Below are 22,377 nucleotides of genomic sequence, written 5' to 3' on the forward strand. Positions count from 1 at the left end.
GTCGCTCAGAACGCAGCGTCGCTCAGGCGATCTTGACGCCGTGGCGCTTCGCGTACTCGAGCACGCCGATCTTGTCGATCGTGCGTAGATCGCTGGTTGTGAGCTTGAGCGTCACAAAGCGACCGAGCTCGGCCACCCACAGCCGACGACGCTGCACGTTGACGTGCTGCCAGCGGGGGGTCTTGATGTTGGAGTGCGAAACGTTGCGAGCGCGCATCCGCCGCTTGCCGGTAAAATCACTTCTAGCCATTGGAGGGCGCGGAACCTAGCTCAAGGGTTTCGGCTGTTCAAGCGCGCCCACACAAAAATTGTTCAGTGGGTTTGGCGGAGCGCTTTGGGGGCGTCTGCTGCGGGCGCGGGGTGCGGATGAGGCGCTGCTAGCTCAGCCTCTGGCTTCGGACCTACGGGCACTGGAGTGAGCTTCGTCGGCGGGGGCAGGCTGGTGTCCCGAGCATGGGGACCAAACCGCGCCGCAACCACCTGGAACAGCCCCAGCGCCGCGAGCATGGACGCGCACTGCACGCCGAGCGCCGTAGCCGGGTAGAGCAGGTAGCCCGTCTCAGCGTCTGCTAGGGGCGTGAACTGGCGCAGCCCGATTTCCACTGGCACGAGAAACAGCACAAACATCGCCCACCAGGAGCCGCCGCCGCTGGTCGCCGAGCTGGTGAAACCAAACAGGCTGCACACGACGATCAGCACGTTCACCCCCGCGGCAATTCGGGTGACCCACTCGGCTGACTGGTTGAACAGCAACAAACCTTCCGTGACGACGAAGGGCAACGCCAGCACGAGCGCCGTCGCCAGCATGTAGCGGGCGCGGCGATAGGCGCGATAGTGCGCGCGAAATAGCAGTGCGGCCGGCAGCAAGGTGAGCGTGATGAGCCGCGTGAGATCCCGCAGGAAGCCGCCGTCCAGTGCGATGCCGCTGAGCGGACCGCTACCTTTCAGCCCCATTGCCATCAGGCCAATGCCGATGACGAAGCTCACCGCTGCACGCAACCCGTAGCCAAACGGCAGGACCGCCGTCGCGATCAGCGCACCCGCAGCAGAGAAGGAGACCGTGGCCGCCTGCCAGCGCAGCTCTGGATTGCCGATGCCGTTGCGAAAGGCGAAGCCGAGGCCAACCAATGCGAACGCAATGCCGATCAGCCAGAAGCGGAACTGGCGTTTGCCAGGCTCCGAAGGCGCGAGATCTTCCCGCAACGCTTCCGACGCCAACATCGGCTTCTCACGAGCTTTGGCTGCGCTGTGGATCCCCGAAGTGGGGCCCCGCTTTGGAGCTGGATTGGTGACTGCCATGGCGGCGGCGCAAAACGACTCAAACCACACTGCGACTTCAAACCAGGCTGCGACTCAAAACCAGGCTGCGTGGCGACTCCCAAGGGGTCTGGGAGTGACATCAGCTAAGCGCGCTCCGCGGCTTCACACAAGGACTTCGCGCGATCGCGCACAGCTCAAGTCAGGCGAAGCTCGCCCAAACTTCGCACCAAGGTGTTGCAGAAGTCGCGGGTCGCCTCGAAATCATTGGGTTTTCTGGCGAGGGTTCGCTCATCCATGTAGAGCCGCCGGGCGAGCTCAATCTGCAGGGCGTGCACATTGACGGTTGGTCGACCGTAGTGTGCAGTCGAGAAGCCACCCCGATACGGATCGTCGTGAGCGACGCTGAAGCCCTGCCCACGTGCGATTTGCTCCGCTAGGTCGATCACGCTGGGGTGCGCGCTGGTGCCACCGCGGCTGCCAGGAACCACATCGGCGCGCTCGGGCGCTCGGCCCAGGGCGTCCGGGCGGCCACGGCTGGGCATTGAGTGGCCGCAAAGCAAGATCGCGTAGCCAAACTGGGAGCGCTTGCGCTCAAGCAGTCGTCCAAGGGCATCGTGGTAGGGCCGGTAGATTTCGTCGAGGCGCCGCTCGAGTTCTGGAGCCGTGAGGGGACGCACCAACGCGGGGGTGCCATCCGTGGTGCTTCGCCAGACCAAGCCGTGAGGAGCTGCTGGGGCCCTTCCGCCCACGACGGCGAGCGCGTCAATGTCCTGAGGCGCGCGATTCAAATCACAGATGTAACGACTGACCCGTGAATAGATCAGCGTTGCTCCGGCGCTGGTGGCGTCGGCGTATAGCTCGTCAACGTACAAGTCGGCGTCGCGAGCCAGCGCGCCGGCTGGCGCGATCAACGTGTTGAGCTCTTCGGCGGTCGCTTGCAGCCCGGCATGGGGCACCTCCACCACGACGGGTGTCTCGGTGGTGGTGGGTTCCTCCACACAGAAGCGGGCGATGAGCGACGACACAGAGCTTGGATCCTTAGCCGAGGGGGACTCGCCCTACCACTCCCCAACTCGAGAGTTGAAGGCTTTCTCGCGGTCAGCCGCGGGGATGGCTGCGGCGATGCGCTTCGCGCACGTGATCGCGGGTGACCTGGGTGTAGATCTCGGTGGTCGAGACGTCTGCGTGACCGAGCAACGTCTGGACGCTGCGCAAGTCGGCTCCGCCGCGCAGCAAATGGGTCGCGAAGGAGTGGCGCAGCTGATGGGGATGCACCCGTTGGCTGAGCCCCGCGGAAAGCGCATGGCGGCGCACGATCTTCCAGAACGCTTGGCGGGTGAGGGCGCCGCCTCGGGGCGACATGAACACCCAGTCACCGTCGCGCGGACGCGCCTTGCGCGCTGCGAGGTACTCCGCGAGGCGCTGGAGCGCGAGATCCGCGATGGGAACCAGGCGACGCTTGTTGCCTTTGCCCAAGGCGCTGACTACGCCTCGCTGCAGGTCCAGATCACCGAGACGCAGGCTCACCAGCTCGGACACCCGGAGCCCCGCGGCGTAAGCCAGCGCGAGCATTGCACGGTCGCGCAGTCCGCTCGGCGTCGACCCATCGGGCGCATCCAGTAGCTCCAGCGTTTCGCTCTCCGTCAGCGGGTGGGGTAGGGGGCGAGGTACCTTGGGGCGCGTCGCGAGTGCCGTGAAGTCGTGCTGCAGCACGCCTTCTCGAATGGCGAAGCGAGCCATGCCTCGCAAAGCCGAGAGGTGGCGCGCGCTGCTGCGCGGCCCCAGGCCGCCGAGGTGCAGCGCGCGCTGCCACTCAGCGACTAGCTTCAGATCGCCCTGCTCGGCTTCGTCTCGGCCTTGTTCTGCCGCGAAGCTGCACCATTTGGTCAAATCGCGGGCGTACGCCGCCACCGTGTGGCGACTGAGCGCGCGTTCCACTCGTAAGTGGTCCAGGTAGAGATCCGTGAGCGCGTCCCAGCGCATTCACGCAGTCTAACCCGAGGAGCCGCCACTTCGCGAACTAGCGGCAGCTGAGGCTCAGCCGTCCGCGGCTTCGCGCATTGCACCAAGCAGTGCGCTTGGATCCGGTTGACGCATCAGCGCTTCGCCAATCAGCGCGGCGTCGGCGCGTCCCTCCGCGACGGCGCGCACATCCTCCGCACTACGCAACCCAGACAACTGCGCGGCCACCACATGCGGCGGTAGCGTGTCGATCAGCCGAGCGGCGCGCCCCACGTCGATGTTCAGCTTGTCCAAGTCGCGGGAGTTGACCCCGATGAAGTCAGCGCCGGCTTCGAGCGCAATGCTCCGCTCGGCTTCGTCCACGATCTCGACCAGCGCGCCCAAGCCGCGCGCCCGCGCAGCCCTCAGGAGCTCAGCGGTCCGCTCTCCGAGGCAGCGCACGATGAGCAGCACTGCGTCAGCCCCCGCGTGCCGCGCGTAGTCGAGCTGGATCTCGTCGAGGATGAACTCCTTGCACAGGATGGGGACCTCGGGGGTTGCCGCGCGGATTTGCTGGATGTGCGCAAATGAACCGCCAAAAAAGCGTTCGTCCGTCAGCACGCTCAGCATATCGGCGCCGCTCGCAGCGTAACGCCCGGCGCGCTCCACGACGGAGAGCGTCTGGTCTAGCTCGCCAGCGGAGGGCGAACGACGCTTGATCTCGCAGATCAAGCGCAGCGGTCCGCCGCGCCTCGCAAGCTGGAGCGGTCGTGGCAAAGGGCCGGGTGCAGGCGTTGGTGCTGCCTGCATGCGTGCGATCTCTTCGCGCTTCTGCGCGAGGATGCCGTCGAGCACTCCGCTAGCCATGGCCGCCGACCTTGGACAGCGCCTGCCAGCTCTCCAAGAGTTTCCGTGCGGCGCCTGAGTCGAGGGTCGCGCGAGCCGCAGCGGTAGCGGCGCGCGGCTCGAGCCCCAGCGCGACCACCAGGGAAGCAGCGGCGTTCAAGAGGAACGCATCGCGAGAAGGGTGCACCTCCCCCCCAATCACGCGCCTCAACACCTCGGCGTTGAAGCTCGCGTCACCGCCGTCGATCGCGCCTGGAGCGCTCTTCTCCAGGCCGAAGTCCTCGGGCGAAACGCTGAACTCCTGCAATTTCCCTTGGTCGAGAGCCACGACGCGGGTCGGCGCAAACGGGCTCAGCTCGTCCAGGCCATCTTGGCTGCGCACCACCCAGGCGCGCTCGCTGCCTAGACTACTCAGAGTTTCCGCGAGGATTGGAAGTAAGTCGTCCGCGTAGGCGCCCAGTAGCTGATGCGTCGCGCGCGCTGGGTTCGCCAGTGGACCCAGGGAGTTGAACACCGTGCGCACGCCGAGCTCCCGGCGCACGGGCGCTGCGAAGCGCATCGCCGGGTGGTGGTTCGGAGCCATCAAGAAGGCGATACCGACTTCGTCGAGGAGCTTGGTCGCGATCTCGTCGCCAGCGCCAAGGTCGATGCCGAGAGACTCCAGCACGTCAGCGCTACCGGAGCGGCTCGAAACCGCGCGATTGCCGTGCTTCGCCACGACGAAGCGGCCTGTTTCGCGCCCGTGAGCTGCAGCGATGATCGCGGCGCCCGTCGAGATGTTCAGCGTTGCCTGACCGTCGCCGCCGGTGCCGCAGGTATCGAGCACCACGCGGTGCCCGTGATTCACCGGGATCATCGCCTTGCGCAGCGCGCGCGCGGCCTCAGCGATGGTCTGGGCGGATTCCTTGCGGATACGTAGCGCGACGATGTACCCCGCGATTTGGGCCGGTGTCCATGCGCCCGCCAGGATCGCCGAGAAGACGCGTTCCACGCTGCCAGGCCCTGGCCCGCTACGCTCCAGCTCGTGGAATGCATCGGCGAAGCGCACGTGTTCTTCAGTGGTCATAGGGACCTCAGCCAGTTGTCGACCAGCTTCATGCCGTGTTCCGTGAGGATCGACTCCGGGTGAAATTGCACGCCTTCGATGGGCAGCGTTTTGTGCCGGAGGCCCATGATTTCCCCCTCTGCGGTCTTCGCCGTCACCTCCAGCACGTCGGGCAAGCTCGACGGCTCGACCAACAAGGAGTGGTAGCGCGTGGCCTCGAAGGGATTCGGCAGCTCCTTGAAGACGCCGACTCCGGTGTGCTCGATGGGCGATGTCTTCCCATGCATCAGACGGCTCGCGCGCACCACGTCGCCGCCGAAGTGCTGACCAATCGACTGGTGCCCGAGGCACACGCCGAAGAGCGGCTTCTTGCCGCCGACTTGGGCGATCACATCGAGGGTGACGCCAGCGTCGTCCGGCGTGCCTGGCCCCGGAGAGAGCAAGACGCCACGCGCCTCGTGGGCGAGCACTTCCTCGACGCTGATGCGGTCGTTGAGTCGCACGTCGCAGCTCGCGCCCAGCGTCTCCAGGTACTGCACCAGGTTGTAGGTAAACGAGTCGTAGTTGTCGATCACCAGGATGGCGGTCACGCGCGGAGCCTCGCACCCAGCAGGCACCGGGTCAACGCGCCTCGCGGCAACCACACGGCGGGGAGCATTCAGCAATTTCTCAATCTACGGCGCGCTCCGATACGATCGCGTTCATGCCGGAACTCACTCAGTCGGAACGCCGGGCGGCCGCTCGCCAGCCGTTCGACGTCTATTTCAACAAGTACCTCGAGGGACAGCCCTACCTCTGCAGGTCGGTCGACCTCTCACGTACAGGCATGAAGGTGCTGCGGCTCTCGGAGCCGGTGAGCACGCTCGATGCGTTCCCGGTTGAGCTGCAGCTACCCGGCGACCCGGAGAGCGTGTGGATCTGGGCACGAGCCGTGCGCAGCGAGCAAGCCGACCAGGCTCTCGAGTTCGTCGGCATCGACGACGCCGATCGAGCGCGTATCGAGCGCTACCTCGCGGCTTGATTTTGGGGGGAGGGAAGCGCTTGTCGTGCCTCTAGGAGACGTTCGAGAAACCTGGTTGACGCGCGGTGTGGGGCAGATGCGATGCTCCTCGAGTTCAAGCGCACCCAAGCCTTCTTGCTCTTCGATTGTCGCTTCAAACGCCCGCTTACGCGCCCCACTGGAGCGCGCTTATGCCCGCGCATTCAATCTTGCCGAGCTGTAATGTGGCCTGTACTGTGGCGCCCCCGAGCCGCCGTAGGTCGGACGCTCGGGCCCAGTCCTTCGTACTCCCCAACCCACTCCGCACCCCCCGTGCTCGCGCAGTAGCTCTCTGACTGGCGAGGAGCCCAAATGGCCGAAGAAAAGAAGCCGAAAATCGACCTCAAGGCCCGCCTTGGCAAAAAGACCATGGTTGGAGGCAGCGCGCCCAGCGCGGTGCCGCCGCCCGTGGGGATCCCCAAGCCCGTAGGCGTGCCCGCGCCGCCCTTCGCGGCTCCTGCGTCAGCGCCCTCGCGGCCTGCTCCGCGCGTTGATGCGTCGGATCCGTACGCAGCGATCGAGGCGGATCAAGCGCCGGTGCGCGCTGAGCCCCAGGCGATCAAGGTCGAGATGAGCGAGGAGGTCGTCGCTGCCCAGAAGAAGGGCAAGGTCGTCCTCGTGGTGATCGGCGTCGTGGGCGCTGCGATTGGTGGCTTGCTCGGCTTCACCATCGGTGACCGCACCGCGAAGAACCAAGGTGCGATGGCGGCGATCGAAGACGCCGCGCGACTCGCGAAGGAAATCGACGACTCCAACGCCCAAGCGAGTCAGCTCGCGGACGTCCTTCAGGCGGCAGGCACCAAGCTCGGCTCCAACAAGTTCCCCGACGAAGAGGTGTCGAAGCTCGGCGAGCTGCGCATCAACTTCACAGGCGCGAACCTGGCAGGCTCCAACATCGGCCGCTTCAAACCGCAGCTCGTGACCCAGCTCGTCGAGTACTCGAGCCGTACTCAAGAGGCGAACGACCAGAAGGAAGCGCTGCAGTCGATCCTTGGCGGCAGCAAGAAGGTCATCTCCGAGCTCTTGGCAGAGAAGACCGACCCCAAGGTGCGCTGGAGCGTCTACATGGGCAACGGTGGCCGTGGCCCTTGGGCCGTGATGCAGCCGCTGCCTGCCTCCTTTGCGGTCAACGACAAGAAGGCCAAGGACTACACCTGGCCGAAGGAGTTCGAGATCAAGCAGGACGGGAAGGCCTACAAGCTCAAGCGCTACACCGGTGGCGACCCCACCAAGGGCGGCGGCGAGCCCCAGATCATCCCAGTCGACCCCGGTAGTCAGGGCGATGTGTGTCCCAACGACACCATGACCAAACTGCGCCGTGAGGTCGCTAGCATGCAAGAGATCCTCAAGGGGCGTACCGGCGAGACCGCCGACCAAGAGAAGCCAGGCCTCATCAGCTTGGGCGAGTCTCTGGTTGAGCAGCTGAAGGCCATCGGCGCCCACGCCGAGTAGGCCGCAGCGAACCAAAAGCGCAATACGGGAGCCGCCGAGAGGCAGCTCCCGTATTGCGTTTGTAGTTATCTCCCGCGCTTACCGCGCGGATCCACACACCTTCGCTGACTCAAGGCACGCGGCCGAAGGCCACATCGTCCGCTGCGCACACATCGCGGTAGCCTGCGAGCTGTAGGGCCATGCAGCGCACCGCGAGGTGTACTCGAGCGCCGCGCTCGCGGTCGAAGAGCTTCGCCCACAGCCCCGAGCGTTCGCGCTGGCCGCCGGTGACGCCAATCCAGGCACCGCTCGGCAGGCTCGAGAGCTCCGGCAGCTGGCGCTGGATGACGCTACACGAACCGATGCCATGGCTTGGCCAGGTCTCGCTGACTCGAGCCTGAACCAGCTGGCGCGCCGTCGCGCCAGGCTCGAAGGGAGGGCTCGCCATCGTTCAGGCGGCAGACTGGCTGCGGCTGCTGCTGCGGGGCATCAGCGAGTCGGGAGAGGGCGCCTCGCGGATGATCTCCACCTTCACCACATGGCGCTCGTCCGCTTCGCGCACGATGAAGTCGAGTCCGAACTCGCTGACCATGGAGCCTTCTCCAGGCACGCGACCCAGGCGGTCGATGATGAAGCCGCCGAGGGAGTGGTAGTCGCCATCTTCGAACTCGACGCCCAGGTAGCGGCTCAAGTCGCCGATCGGCACACTGGCGTTTACCATCAGGCGGCCGTCGCCGAGGTCGACGATGGGTGCCTCCTCCTGGTCGTGCTCATCGCGGATGTCGCCGACGATTTCTTCGATCAAGTCTTCGAGCGTGACGATGCCGCTCATCCCGCCGAACTCGTCGATCACGATCGCCATGTGATGGCGCCCGGCGCGCATGTCCGCGAGCACGCTGGAGCACGCCTGGCCCTCAGGCACGAACGCGATGGGCTTGCGAGTCACATGCTCCACGCGGAAGTCCTCGGGGCTGTTATCCGAGAGGAAACGGATCAGGTCCTTGACGTGGAGCAAGCCCACGACGTTGTCGACGCGGTCGCGCACGACCGGGTAACGGGAGTGGCCCTTTTCGCCCACGATGCGCAGCACCTCGTCGAGGGGGCACTCAATGGGCAGCGTCGTCACTCGAGTGCGGGGAACCATCACATCCGCGGCCATCAGATCGCTGAAGTCGAGGACGTTGCGGATCATCTCCGACTGCTCATGCCCAAGCGAGCCGTTCTCCTCGCCTTCCTTGACGATGATCTCGACTTCGCTCTCCGTGACGCCCTCTTGCTGCGTCGGGCGCTCGATGCTGCCCGTCGCGATGCGGCCAAGCAGATAGAAGGGCAACGCCAGCGGTGAGATCAAGAGCTCGATGGGTCGCAGCACGCGCAACAGGTGTGGCGCGCTGCGTTCTGCAGTGCGCTCCGCGAGACCACGGAAAATCTCCGCTGGCACCCCGTACAACACCAAGGACAACAGCGTCGCGCCGAGGGTGAGCCTCGGCCCTTCGAGGGGCACCCAACGCGCAGCCAGGATCGCCGTAGCCGCGATGCCGAGCACTCGACACACGAGCCAACGCGTGCGGATCGACGAACCGTGCGCGCGATAGCGCAACAACGCTGCTCCGCGTGCTCCTCCCAGCTTCTCGGCGAGCGCTCCAATGCGGGCCGTGGTCAACGCGTTCATACCTGCGGACGCTGCGGAGAACACCGCGGCTGCGAGCGCAGGGATCAGAGTGAGAATGACGTCGACTAAACTGAGAGCCTGATGTGGTGGTGGAGCCGGGTCCAACGCGCTTCCGCCCCTTTCTTCGTCCGAAAATCTAGCGGACCCCAAACGACCGACGCAACCCACGGCGGGCTCTGCCGAAGCCAGGGCGTGCCTGAACCCGCCACCCGTCCCCCTCATGCCAGTCCAAGAGCCCGCGAGTCGGACCACCGAACGGTCCCGGCTCGAGGGCAAAAGCGCAATGACTCCGCCAGCTTTGCCGCGCTGCTCAGGGCAGGCTCCGAACCTCTACTCAGCTCGCCTCGGGGCAGTAGCCCCCACGCAAAAAAATCCGGCGCCGCGAGCCATGAAAGCGCGCTTCCCGCAGCGACCGCTGAGCGCGACGCCCAGGAGCGCTTCGATGCGCGCGGTTTGGCCACGCTCGACGCGGGCGAAGAAGCTCCCCGGCGTGAGTCGAGGCAACCTGCTCTTGAACCCCCGCTGCGCGACCCGCTCGAGAGGAGCCTCGCCCAGGCGTACCCCATCAGCTTCGGCGCGCCTCCCCCAAACCCCGAAACCCCACGGAACCTTCTTCAGCTCGATCCAAACCTCGCGGAAATGATCCGCAGGGTCGCTTGGGGCAAGAGCGATGGACGCAGCACCCTGCGCCTCGAGCTCGGAGGGAGCATGCGGGGCGCGGTGTTGTTACTTGGTGCTGAGGGGGGACAGGTCAGCGTGAGCCTGGAGTTGCCTGGCGGTGAGGATGCCGACGCCTGGCAAGCGCGCCTACGTCAACGCCTAGAGGCGCGGGGCCTCAACCTGGAAGCGCTAGAGGTGAGCTGAGTTCGCCGCAGAGCTCCGGATTGAAGCCTCTTACCACGCGGAAAAGCTCTCCTTCGGCGCGCCCAAGGGCGACCAAGCGCGAAGCGTGATACCACGCCACCGGCGGCTCGCTGGCACTGGGTGTTTCTGGGTGCAGGGGTGGGGGAGAGGTGAAACAGGTGCCATCGAGGCGTTTACCGCAAGCGGCCCGGGCGTTGCCTTCCTCGTTCAGCTCGGCGACGGGCAAGCTACGCCGAGCGGCTTCGGAGACGCTCAACAGCGCCGGCGGCTCCTCCGGCGGCCAGCCCACCGCCTCCTCAATCCCGAACGGCCCGCTTGCGAGGCGCCGCAGCTCCGTCAAGTAGCCGGCGGTGTCGAGCCGCTGCGCGAGATCGCGCGCCAAGGCGCGCACGTAGTAGCCCTTCGACACCGTCAGTCTGAGCTCCAGCTCCCGCTCGTCTGCGCTCAGTAGCTCCAGCTCCTGAACGCTGACGTTTCGTGGTGGGAGTTCCGGAGCCTCGCCCTTGCGGGTGAGGTCATACGCGCGCTGACCATCGACCTTGATAGCGCTCACGCTCGGCGGAACCTGGCTCGTGCGCAGCTTTTCCTCGGCCAACGCCGCAGACACTTGCTCCTCAGTTGGCTGCGCATAACGCACCTCACGCAGCGTCCCCTGGGCGTCCAAGGTGTCACTCTCAGCGCCGAGGCGCATGCGAGTTTGATAGCGCTTGCTCGCCAAGGTCAGCCACGATGACAGCTTCGTGGCCTCGCCGACGAGCACCAACAGAACACCACTCGCAAGCGGGTCCAGGGTGCCAGCGTGACCTACGGCGCGCGTCTTGAACACTCGCCGCGCGCGCGCGACTACGTCGTGGGAGGTGGGCCCAGTTGGCTTGTCGACGATCAGCACCCCGTGCGGTGACATATGCAGCGCCTATAGCGCGCCAGTCCGGCTCTGCGGCCAACAATGCTGTCAGCTGGCAGAGAACACCCAGGTTGGGCGCATTCAGGCCTAAACACTGCAACCAAACAAGCGTCCGGTGCGTGCGTCCAACACCCGGCGTCGTGGCCGCGCTCCCAGCCATTCTTGGCTGCGATCGTCGCTCGCGTCGGAACGCTCGCTCGACGGTGATGGGCAGTCGCTCCCTGGAGCGGCGCTGTTGTCGCTGGTCCAGTCGTCGAGTTTGGTCTCGCCGCACCCCCTCGTTCAGTTTCCTCCGGGATCCGGTCTTGGGGGCGCTCCACGCGGACGGCCAGCGTGCGAGAGTGTGCGCAGACCGACCACAAACCTTGAAAGCATACCGCGAATATGGGTGCACGCACAACGCGCGCTCGGTACCCTATATGCTTGAGACCGGGTCGATTTAAGGCCTGTCCAGTTTTGCTGGTTGGGTGACCTGGTCATCACGCTTTACGACCCAGCCGGCGCAGTTTCCCAGCCGGCGCAGTTTCCCAGCCGGCGCAGTTTCCCAGCCGGCGGGAAGAACCGCTCCTCGCGCCTCAATCCGCGAGGATAAGACTGGATCAATTCGTCGCAGGCCGTTCGACACGGTTAAGTCACCCTGGCGAGCGGCCGCAGCAAGTAACCGCATCAACCCACACTAGGTAAGTCAGCTTCCAAACCTATGGGTCACCCGCGCCCTTCCCAGCCTCCCTCCACTGGTCCTGAGCCGCGCGATCGCTCGGTTGAGGTCGGTGTTCGAGGCGTGGGTGTGCGTCTGGACGGTGCTGGCATCGGGGAACGCGAAAGTGTCGCTGGGGGTTACTCTGTAGTTTCACCCGATCGTGGCGCGCACGCGGCAGCATCGCCTCGATCTGTGGCGCGTCAGTCGGTCGATTATGACCGGCTAGGCGAGTACCAGCTGCTCGAGCGGCTTGGGGTCGGCGGCATGGCGGAAGTCTACGTCGCGACTCGTTCGGGGCCCCACGGGTTCGTCAAGCGCGTTGCTCTGAAGTGCATGTTGCCGGAGCTCCTTCAGGACACGCGTTTCGTGGAGATGTTCTGCGATGAAGCCCGCGTCATGGCTTCGTTGCACCACCCGAACTTGGTTCAGGTCCTGGATTTTGGGGAAGTGGACGGACGCCTCTTCATGGCGCTCGAGTACGTCGACGGCCTGTCCTGCGCGAAGCTCTTGAGGGCAGTGGCCGCCAAGGGGAAGCGGTTTCCACACGGAGCCGCCCTGTATATTGCGGGCGAGGTCTTGAGCGGTCTCGCCTACGCTCATGAGCACTGTGACGAACAAGGTCGGATGCTCGGTCTCGTGCATCGAGATGTGTCGCCCGGCAACATCCTGATCGGGCGAACCGGCGAAGTGAAGCTCACTGACTTCGGCATCTTGAAGAGCGAAGTGCTTGATCGTCGCACGTTGCCAGGGGAGCTCAAGGGCAAGCTTGGCTACATGAGCCCGGAGCAAGTCATCGGTGGGGAGGTCGACGCTCGCAGTGACCTGTTCACTCTCGGGATTGTCCTCGCGGAAATGTTACTGGCGCGACCGCTCTTCCCTGGACGGAACGAGTTGGACGTGCTGAGTCGAATCTACGACGGTGATCTAGGGGTGCTTGAGCGCCACGGCTCCGCGCTGCCTCCGGTGTTGCATGAGCTACTGCGGCGCGCCCTAGCGCGGGATCCGCGGGATCGCTTCGCGGGCGCCCGGGAGTTCCGGGAGGAAGTGCACGCGGCGATGGCGCGGCTTGGGTTGGCGCCGAACGACACCGTTCTCCTGCCCTGGCTCCATGAGGCGCGGGTGCTACCGAACCAGAGTGGAACGAGGCCCCGCGTGTCAGCGGACGCAGCTCGTGTTCCTCGCCCGCGGCTGCCGAACCCAGAACCACTCGACCCCGATCGCACTCCCCTGGAGTTCGATCCGTTGGCGCCGGCCCCGATGGCGCAGCCTGAAGCGGAGAGCGCGCAGATTGCGCCTAGTGGGCCACGCAGCGCCGGGCCGCCAGAATCAGGTCCCCGCCCGAGCTTCCGTCCCGTCGCTCCGTCGCTCCCACCACGGGCGCGGCGTCAGCAGTTCGGGGAGCGGGAGGCTCGCTTGCCACCACCGCCCCCGCCAAGCTCTCGTCGCGAGTCGGCACGGCCGACGCTGCCTGTTGGCGCCCTGGCGCGCGTGCGCCGCGAGCTCGCGGCCAGCTCCGAAATGACTCCGCCGTCCTCCAGCGCGCCGCGAAGTCAGCAACAGGTGTCTGCGGCACTCGCCCGGTCACGTACTGCACCTCCACCGTCGGGAGCTTCTCGGCCGCGTCCGCCGCGTCCAGTGAGCGGCGCGGGGCCGCTTCGTTTCAACGCCGCCTCGAAGAGTCCGGAGCTGCGCTTGGCGCGGCCTGGGGAGCTTCCGGTCGGACCGTTGAGTCTGCCGCAGTTGCTCGGTATGGCGGCTACGGGTCACATTCCGCGCGGCAGCCGTGTCGCGTTCGATGGCGGTGCGTTTTCTCCCGTGGAAGCGCAGCCCCTGCTCGGCCGTATCGTTGGCCGGCGTGAGTACCGCCTGGAGCCGCCCCACGTGGCGCCAACCTGGTCAATCGAGATCTCTGGTGCGTCGTTACTACCTCGGCTGTTCGAGATCGCCGCGTTACGTGCCTCCGGCCTGGTCGAACTCAAGGACTCAGCCTCGCTCTCGCCACGAATCAAGCACATCTACTTCAAGCAAGGCAGAGCGGTTTGTGTGCTTGGAAACGCTCAGCGAGAGCTGCTCGGCGCGCGTCTCGTCGCACAGGGGGACATACGCCCGGAGATTCTGGAGCAAGCGCTCGTGCGCTCCGCCCAGAGCGGCCGACGCTTGGGCGAGGAACTCGTGCTGATGAACGCGGTGCGACCACCAATCCTGCTCAGGGCCGTGTCGCTTCAAGTGGAAGAACGGCTGCTCGACGGGGTGCGTTGGAGGAGCGGACACGCGGCGTTCTATGCCGGTACGCCCTTGTCTCCCGACCTGGTTGGCCAAGCGCCCGATGAATCCGTCTGGCTGCGGGTCGTGCGGGAGTGCTTCTCGCTTCAGGAGATCCAGGGGCTCCTCGCGCCTTGGTTGGATTGCGCGGTCGAGCGCAGCCACCACGCGGGCGCGGAGCAGTTGCTTCGCCAAACGCACGCCCCGGAAGCGCTCGTGCTCGAATTCACCGACGCCGCGTCGACATTGCGCCAACTGTTCCAGAGCTTGGCCCAGGATGGCGTGGCTCGTGGCGAAGAGGCGGTGCGGTCGGTGTTCCTGGGGCTCGTCAGCGGATGGTTGAGACTCGCCGGACAGCGCGCGTTCGAGTTGTGAAGAAGCAACGCGGGTTCGCGCGCGGCTCGGAGCGGCGCCGGTGCGCTCAGCCCTGACTATCGCGACGTGAGCGCGGCGCCTCTTGAGGACTCAGTGTGCGCACGCTGGCTGCGTCCATGGGGCAACGCTCGACCAACAGATCGCGCAGTTGATTGATGTCGAGTGGCTTGTGCAGGGTTGGGCAACCGGAGCTGCGTAGGTAGCCTGCTTGAGAGGAGGTCAGCGCGCCTCCGGTGATGAAGACGAACCGCGCGGCAACGTCTGGGCGCCGCTCGGCCACTCGGGCATGGAGTTCGTCGCCATTACTGCCGGGCAGGAAGATATCGCAAAGCACCAGGTCAGGCATGAACGACGGATCGAGCAGCGCGATCTCCGCTTCCGATGCGCTGCTAGCGGTGCGGATGCTGTGGGGCTTGAGGGCTCGCCGCATCGTGCGCGTGAAGACGTCATCGTCGTCAACCACCAGCACTTCGGCTCGCCGCACTACGCGCACTGGCGAACTGTCAGGGACTTGGAAGACGCCACTGTCCGCGCTTGCAGAAGGTAGCAGTAGGGTGAGGATGACCGGATACCCGCGAGTTGTGCGCACCTCGAGGTGACCTGCGAGCTCTCGCACGACGTCGTGAACCACGCGTAGCTTTTGCAGCCACGCTCGGTGCTCTCCCGAGGCGAGGCTGCGCTGCTCCTCAAGGGACAGGCGCGAGCCGTTGTCCCCAACGCTGAACGCCACGCCGCTCGGGGTGTTGCTGACGGAGACTTGGAGCTTTCCGCCGCCTCCAGCGCAACGCTCGGCGGCGTTCGTGAGCAGGGCCAGCGCGGCTTCTCTTAGGTCGTGACGCCGCCCGACGACCTCACAGGCTTCGGAGAGGCTCGTGTCGCACACCACCCCCGCGCGCTCAAGGTGTGGGCGGCGCTCCGCTAGAACATCCCTGACGAGCTCGCTCAGGTCGAGCAGCTCGAGTGGGTTCTCGCGCTTGGCGCTGCCGCTGCCGAGCTGGCCGACGACCTGTCTCAGTCGGTTCATTACCGCGTGGATATCACGGGTCAGGTCCTCGAGCTCCGCGAGGCCCGCACCAAGCACGGTGTCAGCGGAGCCTGCCAGGGTCGCGAGCTCGCTGACGAGACGGGTCTGTTCCTCGAGCTGAAGCGATAGCGCCCCTACGGGGCCGCGGAGCTCGTGGGCGATTTGCGCGCTGACGAGGGAACCGCTACTGCCGCTCTGGGGACGCGCGGCACGCGCGTTGGCGGTGTCGCGCGCGATTGCCAAGCCGAGGACGTTGGCAACACCTCGGGCGAAGTCGACGCCTTCTTCGTCGATGGTAGTACCTTGCGGAAACAACGCGACGAGCACTGCCAGGCGCTCCCGACGGTGCATCACTGGAACCGCGATCACCGCCTGGAAGCCCTGGCTGGTCAGCTCGCCGCTGCTCTCGAGCTTGGCGAGGGGCGAGCGCACATCGTGAAGTGCTGCGGCTCGGCGTGAAGCCAGCACCCTTTCGGCGATATGGGTGAGTACCGAGCGTGCTCCATTCGACGCACGGAAGCCCCGTTCGCTAGCAAAACGTGGACGTTCGTCATCCACCTCGAAAGCAACGCCCGCAGGGCTGCCGAGCCCAGTGAGCAGGACGCTCAGGGTGTCTGACAGGAGACCGCCGGCGGACTCCGAGGCGAGTCGCACGGCTAGGCCGGAGAGAAGATTGAGGCGCTTGAGGCGTTGGGCGTCATTCATTGAAACAATTCGACCCTTGAGTATCCGCGATCTGCCTCGTTCAAGCCACCCGATGCCAGCGCTTCTCGGAGATCACTCCCACGCTGTCCACCAATGTGTGTGTGACTCAGCGCCGCGCGCGGAAACATTGTGCTGTTCGAGTCGTGCTGGTTCGGCCGCGTTGGTTCATTCAAGCGTCTCCAACCGCAGTCGCGTCTCCAACCGCAGTCGCGTCTCCAACCGCAGTCGCGTCTCCAACCGCAGTCGCAGTCCACGCTCTTCACTGTACCGTCGCCGTGGGTGTTTCCCTGGTTTCATCCGCGCGCGGCTTTTGCGTCGGTCTGTTCCGCTGCTTTCCCCGGAAGCTGGGCACGCGGTTGGAGGTCGCGGGCGCGTTTCTCGCGCCACCGCAGAAAGCCCGGCGGAAAATCGACGTTGCGAGCTCTGACCCGGCGGCGGTTGGTGCGGCTTTGTAGCCCTCCATTGCTTGCAAGTACTGAGACGTACGTGCGTCGCCGTGTGTTGGTGGCTAGCTCACAACCGTGGGGGGCCGTGTTGGTGTACCAGCTCGCCACATCCGACACGGACCACAACGCAACGGCGATCACAGCCGCAGGCGCATCACGGGGTAGGGGCCGAAGTCATTGACCACTTCGAAACCAAACTCGGAGAGCAGGTCGAACGGGCCAGTCCACAGCGCCTCCGGTCCCACCGCTTCGTCTCTTCGCGGAAAAGCTTCGAGCGCTGTGCCCTGGTGTTGTCGGGCGTAGCTGACGCCGTGGGTCAACAATGCCCGCGCAACGCCCTGTCGGCGTTCGCCGGGGTGCACGAGGAAGCAGCCCAGCGTCATCACACCCGCGCGTTCACCCTGAAAGCAGGGGAGACCGCGATACAAGCGTTGCTCATACAGCTTGGGGATCTGGGCCGCCGGGCTGAGCCGCAGCCAGCCGACGATGGCTTCGCCCGGTGCGTGGCGCGCCACGATGCCCGGTAGCGCGCGTTCTTCTACCGCCTGCAGGAGTTCTCCGCGGTTCACCTCTGGGCGGTTGTAGCAGCGGTCGAGCCACTCGTTCTTGTCGCCGTGGAAATCCCACCAGCGGCAGTGGCACGGAGCCTTGGCGGCAGCGAAGAGCTCCGCCAGCGCTTGGGCATCCGCAGCTTGCAGCGGCTCGCAGTGGTAAGTCCGTTGCACCTAACCCCCAAACCCGTTCGCTACCTCCGCGCCGGGCCGTAGAGCGGATTGCTGCAGCGATGCCAAGGGGGAGCGCTGTCGGGCTGGGCACTGGTTGGTCTGGAGATCCGCCAAGAGCGATTCCAGAGCTCGCGCAGTACGAAATAGCAGCGGCTCTTGCATGGCGTTGGCGATCAACTGACAGCCCACGGGCAGCGGTGGTGAAATCTCGCTTCCGGTGGTGAATCCGCACGGTAACGAAATCGCTGGGAGGCCCGCGAGCGACGCCGGGAGGGTGTAGACGTCTGCCAAGTACATGGTCAGGGGGTCGTCAGTCTTCTCGCCCAGCTTGAAGGCGGGGGTCGGTGATACGGGGGTGAGCAGGACATCCACCTGTGCGAATACCGCCTGGAAATCTCGCGAGATGAGCGCCCGGGCCAGTTGAGCGCGCCTGTAGTAGGCGTCGTAGTAGCCGGCGCTGAGAGCGTAGGTGCCCAGCATGATGCGGCGCTTCACCTCGCGCCCGAAACCTTGACCGCGGCTCTTGGCATAGAGCTGTGAGAGATCCGAACCCGGCGGCTCCACTCGCATGCCGAAGCGCACGCCATCGAAGCGGGCGAGGTTGCTGGATGCCTCGGCGGTTGCGATCAAGTAGTAGGTGGCGACACCGTAGCGCGTGTGCGGCAGCGAAACGGGCACCAAGCTCGCGCCGGCCTCCGCTAGGCGGTCTGCCGCTCTGCGGACCGCGCCTTCGATCTCTGGATCCAGCCCAGCCTGGAAGTATTCCGCGGGGATCCCGACTCTGAGTCCCGAAGCATTCGGCGATTCGCTGTCGAAACAGGGCGTGACGGGCTGCGCCGTGCAGGTGGAGTCCCGCTCGTCGGGGCCAGCGATCACGTCGAAGAGCAGCGCGGCGTCCGCAACGTCGTTTGCGAAAGGACCGATCACATCCAGGCTCGAAGCGAACGCCACCAGGCCATAACGCGAGACGCGGCCGTAGCTCGGCTTCATGCCAACGACTCCGCAGAACGCGGCGGGTTGGCGGATGGAGCCACCCGTGTCGGTGCCGAGCGCGAGGCAGCTGGAGCCAGCGGCCACGCTCGCGGCTGAACCACCGCTGGAGCCCCCTGGAGCGCGCGCTGGGTCCCAGGGGTTGTGAACCGGGAAGAAGCCGGAGTTTTCGTTGGATGAACCCATCGCGAACTCATCCAGGTTGGTCTTGCCGATCAAGATCGCGTCCGCAGCGCGTAGCCGTTCGATCACGGTGGCGTCGTAGGGTGGCTTCCAGGCCGTCTCGAGCCGCCCGTCACGGGTGAGGATCTTGGACGCGCAGGTGGTCGGCGAGTCCCGAGTGGCGAGCAGGTCCTTCACCGCGACAGGCACTCCAGCGAGGGGACCCAGCTTTTCGCCTGCTGCGCGTCGCCGGTCCACCGCTTGGGCCTGAGCCAGCGCGAGTTCGCGATCCACGTGGAGAAAAGCGCCCAGATCGCGCTGCTGCTCGATGCCCTGGAGCGCAGCGAGAGTGGCGGTCTCCGCGGTGGCGCCCCCGCGCACTTGCGCAGCCAAATCTCGCGCGGAAATCATCCCTCCTCCACGAATTGAGGTACCGCGAACCCCCCATCGCTGGCACGCGGTGCCTCTCGAAGGGCGATTTCGGTGCTCAAAGGAGAGACGACCTGGTCAGCGCGTGCAGGCAGCTCTGGCACCGCCAAATGAGTTAGTGGGCTCACGCCGGTCGTGTCGAGCTCCCCCAGGGCTTCGACGTACTCGAGGATCCGCGAGAGATCCGTGCAAAGACCCTCGATTTCTTCTGGCTGGAGTTCCAACCGAGCGAGCCGCGCTACGTGCTCGACCTGTGCTTTGCTGATGGTCACGGGGCGCGGAGCTTAGCTCCAAAGAGGGAAGCCTGCCGAGGCTTCGATCCAAACGACACGGACGTTCGGCCGATTCGTGTTGCAGGCTGTCGCATTCGGTTATTCAGGTCTTGCCGGCCTCTTTCGCTGCTTGTGCTAATGGTCAGGAAACCCGCGCAACCCGGCTAGGCCTCCTGCCGATGAACTTTCTGCTGGGACGCGGATGGGCTGCAGCCCCAGTGCAGCAGCGAGAACGGTTCGACGTGGTTAGGTCGGAGGAAGTCCTACGAGAGTTCGGCGATGGTCAGGTGGTGCCTGGCACTCGCTACCGCGTGCTCCGCTTGATCGGAGCGGGCGGTATGGGCTGCGTCTACGACGTCGAACACACCGAGCTTGGCAAGCGCTTCGTTCTCAAGTCGCTGCTCCGGGAGCTCGCCTCGCGCGAAGATCTCGTCGCCCGACTGCGTAACGAGTGGCGTGCCCTGGCGAAGCTCGAGCACCCCAACATCGTCAGCGTGACCGATGCCGGGACGAGCTCGTCCGGCGTTCCGTTCTACGTGATGGAACGCTTGGAGGGGGAGACCCTCGCGGCGCGCGTGAAGCGCGAAGGGCGTATTCATCCCGCCGAGGCCGCGCGTATCGCTGCCGAGATCCTCGAAGGGCTCACCGCGGCTCACGAGATCGGAATCGTGCATCGCGATGTGAAGCCTCCCAACATCTTCCTGCTGCGGGACGGCAGCGTGAAGTTGCTCGACTTTGGTATCGCCAAAGTGCACTCGAGCGCGATGAACATCACCGGGCGCGGAGTCGCTGTGGGCACTCCCCGGTACATGTCTCCGGAACAAGCGCGGGGAGACCGAGTGGACGGTCGGGCTGATCTCTACGCGGTTGGGCTGATTCTATTCGAAATGCTTGCTGGAGCAGGCCCGTTCGACAAGCTGGGGGAGGGCAACGACCTGCTGCTCGCCCACCTGACGCGTACACCTCCCCAGGTCTCCCAGCTTGCGAACTGGGTGCCCATGATCCTGGACTCCCTGGTCGCTGCGCTGCTCTCGAAGGACCCGCGTCAACGACCGGCGAGTGCTCGAGGCGCGGCACAGGAACTTCGGCGTTTCCTTGCGGCACCGATCCCGACTCCGGTGATGTCGCCAGTTGGTGCCGACTCACAGTTGATGAAAGAGACGGCGAAGGCGACTCCCGCGCAGCTCGGAACCCCCACGGCGCGGGATGGCCTCGCCGCCGGAAGCATGAGTTTTCACGAGCCCGTCTCCAGCCAGGTGCCGAGTTGGGCGACTCGAGGAGAGCCCACCCATGTGGACTCGGCACCTTCGCCCGCGCCGGATCCAATGGGGCAGTCTCATCACACTCGGCCGGAAGCTCCAGCGTTCTCCGAGCGGCCCAATTCGAGTGTCGGTGGAGGCACGGCGCCACTCGAAGGCGTGCTGGGCAACCAGCCCTGGATCCGCACTCAGCGCCTCGACGAGCTCACCAACAACGACACCGCGGTCCCGCCAACGCGAACTGCCGTAAACGCGTTTGGTCCTGCGGTCGCCATGGGCACGCCCCCACCTGCGGAGAACACCGTGGTCCCTGCGCCGCGCAGCCCAAGCCGCTGGATCGCGGTTGGCGTTGGGGTGCTCGGGTTGCTCGGCGCCATTGGCCTGGTGGCTTGGCAGTTGGTTGGGCACACCTCGGCGGCAGTAGAACCCGTGACCTCGGTCGCAGCCCCCGTTGAGGAGCCGAGCCCAGCTGGTGACGCAGCGTCCGCTGCGCCCCTCGAGGCTTCACCGGTGAGCAGCGCCCAGACAGACGCGGGGACAGCGGCACCGCAGCCCTCCGCCGCGCTGGCTCCGGCCGCAAGGACACGCTCCGAGCCCACTCAGGGGAAGGTAAAAACGCCGCCGAGCGCCAGCGCGAGCGCACCGAATCCAGTGCCGACGGAACCGGTGCAGCGGAATCCCGGTGGCTTGCCCGGGTCAGGCCTCTAGCGGGAAACCGACCGGACGCGCCCCAGCGAGCCGGTAGATGCGTGGCCGAGCGCCCAGCGCGCGGCTGGGCCGCGGATTTTCGCCACTGTCGCTTTACTGGGCCAGGGTCATGCCGTAAGTTCCGCGCCCCGCTGGGCCTACGGGCCAATGCGGAGGTGCCTTCCCGGCACCAAAACCCCAACGACACACGTCTCGCGCGCGAGCGATCCGCCCCGGTGCCCTCAGGCAAACGCCAAAAGGGTCGGCAGATCGGGCGAGACGGAGGAAGCAACCGGAACAGGAGCGCAAAATGAGTGAAGAACAATCAGTCGAAGTCCAGCCGAACCAACCCGTAGACGACGTTGTAGCAAGCGTCCCGCTGCGTGATCCCACGGATCCGATGAGCGTCCGGGAGTTGTTCGAGGCTGGCGTCCACTTCGGTCATCAGACGAAGCGGTGGAACCCGAAGATGCGCCCGTACATCTACGGTGCTCGTAACGGAATCCACATCATCGACTTGGACCGCACCGTCAATCTTTTCCGCAAGGCATTCGAGTTCGTGCAGGAGACCGCGGCGCGTGGTGGTCACGTGCTGTTCGTCGGCACGAAGCGCCAGGCCCAGGACATCGTGCGTGAGGAGGCCTCTCGCGCAGGGATGTACTACGTGACGAACCGCTGGCTCGGCGGCACGATGACGAACTTCCGCACCATCAAGGGCAACCTCGAGCGTCTGCGTACCCTCGAGCGCATGAAGGAAGACGGCACGTACGAGCAGCTCGTGAAGAAGGAGACCGTGCGTCTCGAGCGCGAGCGTGAGCGCCTGGAGAAGTACATCGGCGGCCTCAAGGGCATGGGCTCGATCCCCCAGGCGATGTTCGTCATCGACCCGGCGCAGGAGCAGATTGCGGTCAGCGAGGCGCGCAAGCTCAAGGTCCCCGTGATTGCGATCACGGACACCAACTGCAACCCGGACCAGGTGGACTACGTCATCCCGGGCAACGACGACGCGATCCGCTCGATCCGTCTCATCACCTCGGCAGTCGCGGACGCTTGCGTCCACGGCGCTGCCCGTCGTCGCGACTACGGTAACCGCGGTGGCCAGGAGCGCAGCAACGCGCCTCGTGGACCCGAGGTCATGGTCAGCCGTCGCGGCAGCTGAGCAGAAAGCGCCCCGACTTGGTCCGCGCGTTTTTCGCGCGGACCTGGCGCGCCCCGGCGCTCTTTCTCACTCCAGAACCCAAGCTAGCGAGCGCTCGTGATGCGCTCGGACAGGCTCTAGCGTTCGAGGCGCACCCTGACTCGGACGCCCCCACTGACAACCCATGCGGACTCGCGGCGT

At 65.7% G+C, this 22,377-nt stretch carries 20 protein-coding genes; 6 read left to right on the top strand and 14 right to left on the bottom strand.

All coding sequences use genetic code 11. The features are described 5' to 3' along the window. Window positions 1-22: 22 nt before the first annotated feature. The 7 genes from rpmB to H6718_33525 form a co-directional block, all read right to left on the bottom strand. Window positions 23-250 carry a 50S ribosomal protein L28 gene (rpmB, locus tag H6718_33495; protein MCB9590374.1) on the bottom strand — a complete coding sequence of 76 codons (228 nt, stop codon included), beginning with the start codon at window positions 248-250 and terminating at the stop codon, window positions 23-25. Window positions 251-312: 62 nt separating this feature from the next. Beyond that, entirely contained in the window at window positions 313-1,299 is a 987-nt protein-coding gene (locus tag H6718_33500) for a hypothetical protein (GenBank protein MCB9590375.1), read from the bottom strand. A gap of 155 nt (window positions 1,300-1,454) precedes the next feature. Further along, entirely contained in the window at window positions 1,455-2,285 is an 831-nt protein-coding gene (locus tag H6718_33505; protein MCB9590376.1) for an N-formylglutamate amidohydrolase, read from the bottom strand. A gap of 73 nt (window positions 2,286-2,358) precedes the next feature. Next, window positions 2,359-3,243 (bottom strand): tyrosine recombinase XerD, encoded by an 885-nt coding sequence (locus H6718_33510; GenBank protein MCB9590377.1) that lies wholly within the window; start codon window positions 3,241-3,243, stop codon window positions 2,359-2,361. A 54-nt stretch (window positions 3,244-3,297) separates the two neighbouring features. Then, window positions 3,298-4,068 (bottom strand): indole-3-glycerol-phosphate synthase, encoded by a 771-nt coding sequence (locus H6718_33515; GenBank protein MCB9590378.1) that lies wholly within the window; start codon window positions 4,066-4,068, stop codon window positions 3,298-3,300. Then, complete coding sequence (trpD, locus tag H6718_33520) at window positions 4,061-5,113, bottom strand: anthranilate phosphoribosyltransferase (GenBank protein MCB9590379.1); 1,053 nt, start codon at window positions 5,111-5,113, stop codon at window positions 4,061-4,063. Before trpD ends, H6718_33515 begins: the two co-directional genes overlap by 8 nt. After that, window positions 5,110-5,682 (bottom strand): aminodeoxychorismate/anthranilate synthase component II, encoded by a 573-nt coding sequence (locus H6718_33525; protein ID MCB9590380.1) that lies wholly within the window; start codon window positions 5,680-5,682, stop codon window positions 5,110-5,112. The genes trpD and H6718_33525 overlap by 4 nt, the downstream gene beginning before the upstream one ends. A 113-nt stretch (window positions 5,683-5,795) precedes the next feature. Here H6718_33525 and H6718_33530 point away from each other — a divergent pair, with 113 nt between their 5' ends. Together H6718_33530 and H6718_33535 are read left to right on the top strand one after the other, a co-directional pair. Beyond that, window positions 5,796-6,113 carry a PilZ domain-containing protein gene (locus tag H6718_33530; GenBank protein ID MCB9590381.1) on the top strand — a complete coding sequence of 106 codons (318 nt, stop codon included), beginning with the start codon at window positions 5,796-5,798 and terminating at the stop codon, window positions 6,111-6,113. Window positions 6,114-6,443: 330 nt separating this feature from the next. After that, complete coding sequence (locus tag H6718_33535) at window positions 6,444-7,583, top strand: hypothetical protein (GenBank protein ID MCB9590382.1); 1,140 nt, start codon at window positions 6,444-6,446, stop codon at window positions 7,581-7,583. 109 nt (window positions 7,584-7,692) lie between these two features. Here H6718_33535 and H6718_33540 read toward each other — a convergent pair whose 3' ends face one another. Both H6718_33540 and H6718_33545 read right to left on the bottom strand, forming a co-directional pair. Further along, the gene (locus H6718_33540) at window positions 7,693-8,010 is read right to left on the bottom strand and encodes a hypothetical protein (GenBank protein MCB9590383.1); all 318 of its coding nucleotides are present in this window, start codon (window positions 8,008-8,010) and stop codon (window positions 7,693-7,695) included. A 3-nt stretch (window positions 8,011-8,013) separates the two neighbouring features. Beyond that, entirely contained in the window at window positions 8,014-9,258 is a 1,245-nt protein-coding gene (locus H6718_33545; protein MCB9590384.1) for an HlyC/CorC family transporter, read from the bottom strand. 429 nt (window positions 9,259-9,687) lie between these two features. On the opposite strand from H6718_33545, the gene H6718_33550 reads away from it, so the two are divergent. Beyond that, a complete protein-coding gene (locus tag H6718_33550; GenBank protein MCB9590385.1) occupies window positions 9,688-10,098 on the top strand; it encodes a hypothetical protein in 411 nt (136 codons plus the stop codon). Here H6718_33550 and truB read toward each other — a convergent pair. After that, complete coding sequence (gene truB / locus H6718_33555; GenBank protein MCB9590386.1) at window positions 10,070-11,002, bottom strand: tRNA pseudouridine(55) synthase TruB; 933 nt, start codon at window positions 11,000-11,002, stop codon at window positions 10,070-10,072. The genes H6718_33550 and truB overlap by 29 nt on opposite strands. A gap of 892 nt (window positions 11,003-11,894) precedes the next feature. Between truB and H6718_33560 the strand changes: the two genes are divergently transcribed. Next, a complete protein-coding gene (locus H6718_33560; protein ID MCB9590387.1) occupies window positions 11,895-14,339 on the top strand; it encodes a protein kinase in 2,445 nt (814 codons plus the stop codon). 46 nt (window positions 14,340-14,385) lie between these two features. Here H6718_33560 and H6718_33565 read toward each other — a convergent pair whose 3' ends face one another. The 4 genes from H6718_33565 to gatC form a co-directional block, all read right to left on the bottom strand. Beyond that, window positions 14,386-16,068, bottom strand: coding sequence for a hybrid sensor histidine kinase/response regulator (locus H6718_33565; GenBank protein MCB9590388.1), 1,683 nt, complete (start codon window positions 16,066-16,068; stop codon window positions 14,386-14,388). A 583-nt stretch (window positions 16,069-16,651) separates the two neighbouring features. Continuing rightward, window positions 16,652-17,239, bottom strand: coding sequence for a GNAT family N-acetyltransferase (locus H6718_33570; protein ID MCB9590389.1), 588 nt, complete (start codon window positions 17,237-17,239; stop codon window positions 16,652-16,654). Then, window positions 17,240-18,802, bottom strand: a complete 1,563-nt coding sequence (gatA, locus tag H6718_33575; protein MCB9590390.1) for an Asp-tRNA(Asn)/Glu-tRNA(Gln) amidotransferase subunit GatA — start codon at window positions 18,800-18,802, stop codon at window positions 17,240-17,242. Further along, complete coding sequence (gatC, locus tag H6718_33580) at window positions 18,799-19,092, bottom strand: Asp-tRNA(Asn)/Glu-tRNA(Gln) amidotransferase subunit GatC (protein ID MCB9590391.1); 294 nt, start codon at window positions 19,090-19,092, stop codon at window positions 18,799-18,801. The genes gatA and gatC overlap by 4 nt, the downstream gene beginning before the upstream one ends. A gap of 179 nt (window positions 19,093-19,271) precedes the next feature. On the opposite strand from gatC, the gene H6718_33585 reads away from it, so the two are divergent. Further along, window positions 19,272-21,059 (top strand): protein kinase, encoded by a 1,788-nt coding sequence (locus tag H6718_33585; protein MCB9590392.1) that lies wholly within the window; start codon window positions 19,272-19,274, stop codon window positions 21,057-21,059. 379 nt (window positions 21,060-21,438) lie between these two features. After that, window positions 21,439-22,197, top strand: coding sequence for a 30S ribosomal protein S2 (gene rpsB / locus H6718_33590; GenBank protein MCB9590393.1), 759 nt, complete (start codon window positions 21,439-21,441; stop codon window positions 22,195-22,197). Window positions 22,198-22,377 lie beyond the last annotated feature (180 nt).

It is taken from the genome of Polyangiaceae bacterium, from assembly GCA_020633205.1.
In the GTDB taxonomy this organism is placed as follows: Bacteria; Myxococcota_A; Polyangia; order Polyangiales; family Polyangiaceae; genus JAHBVY01.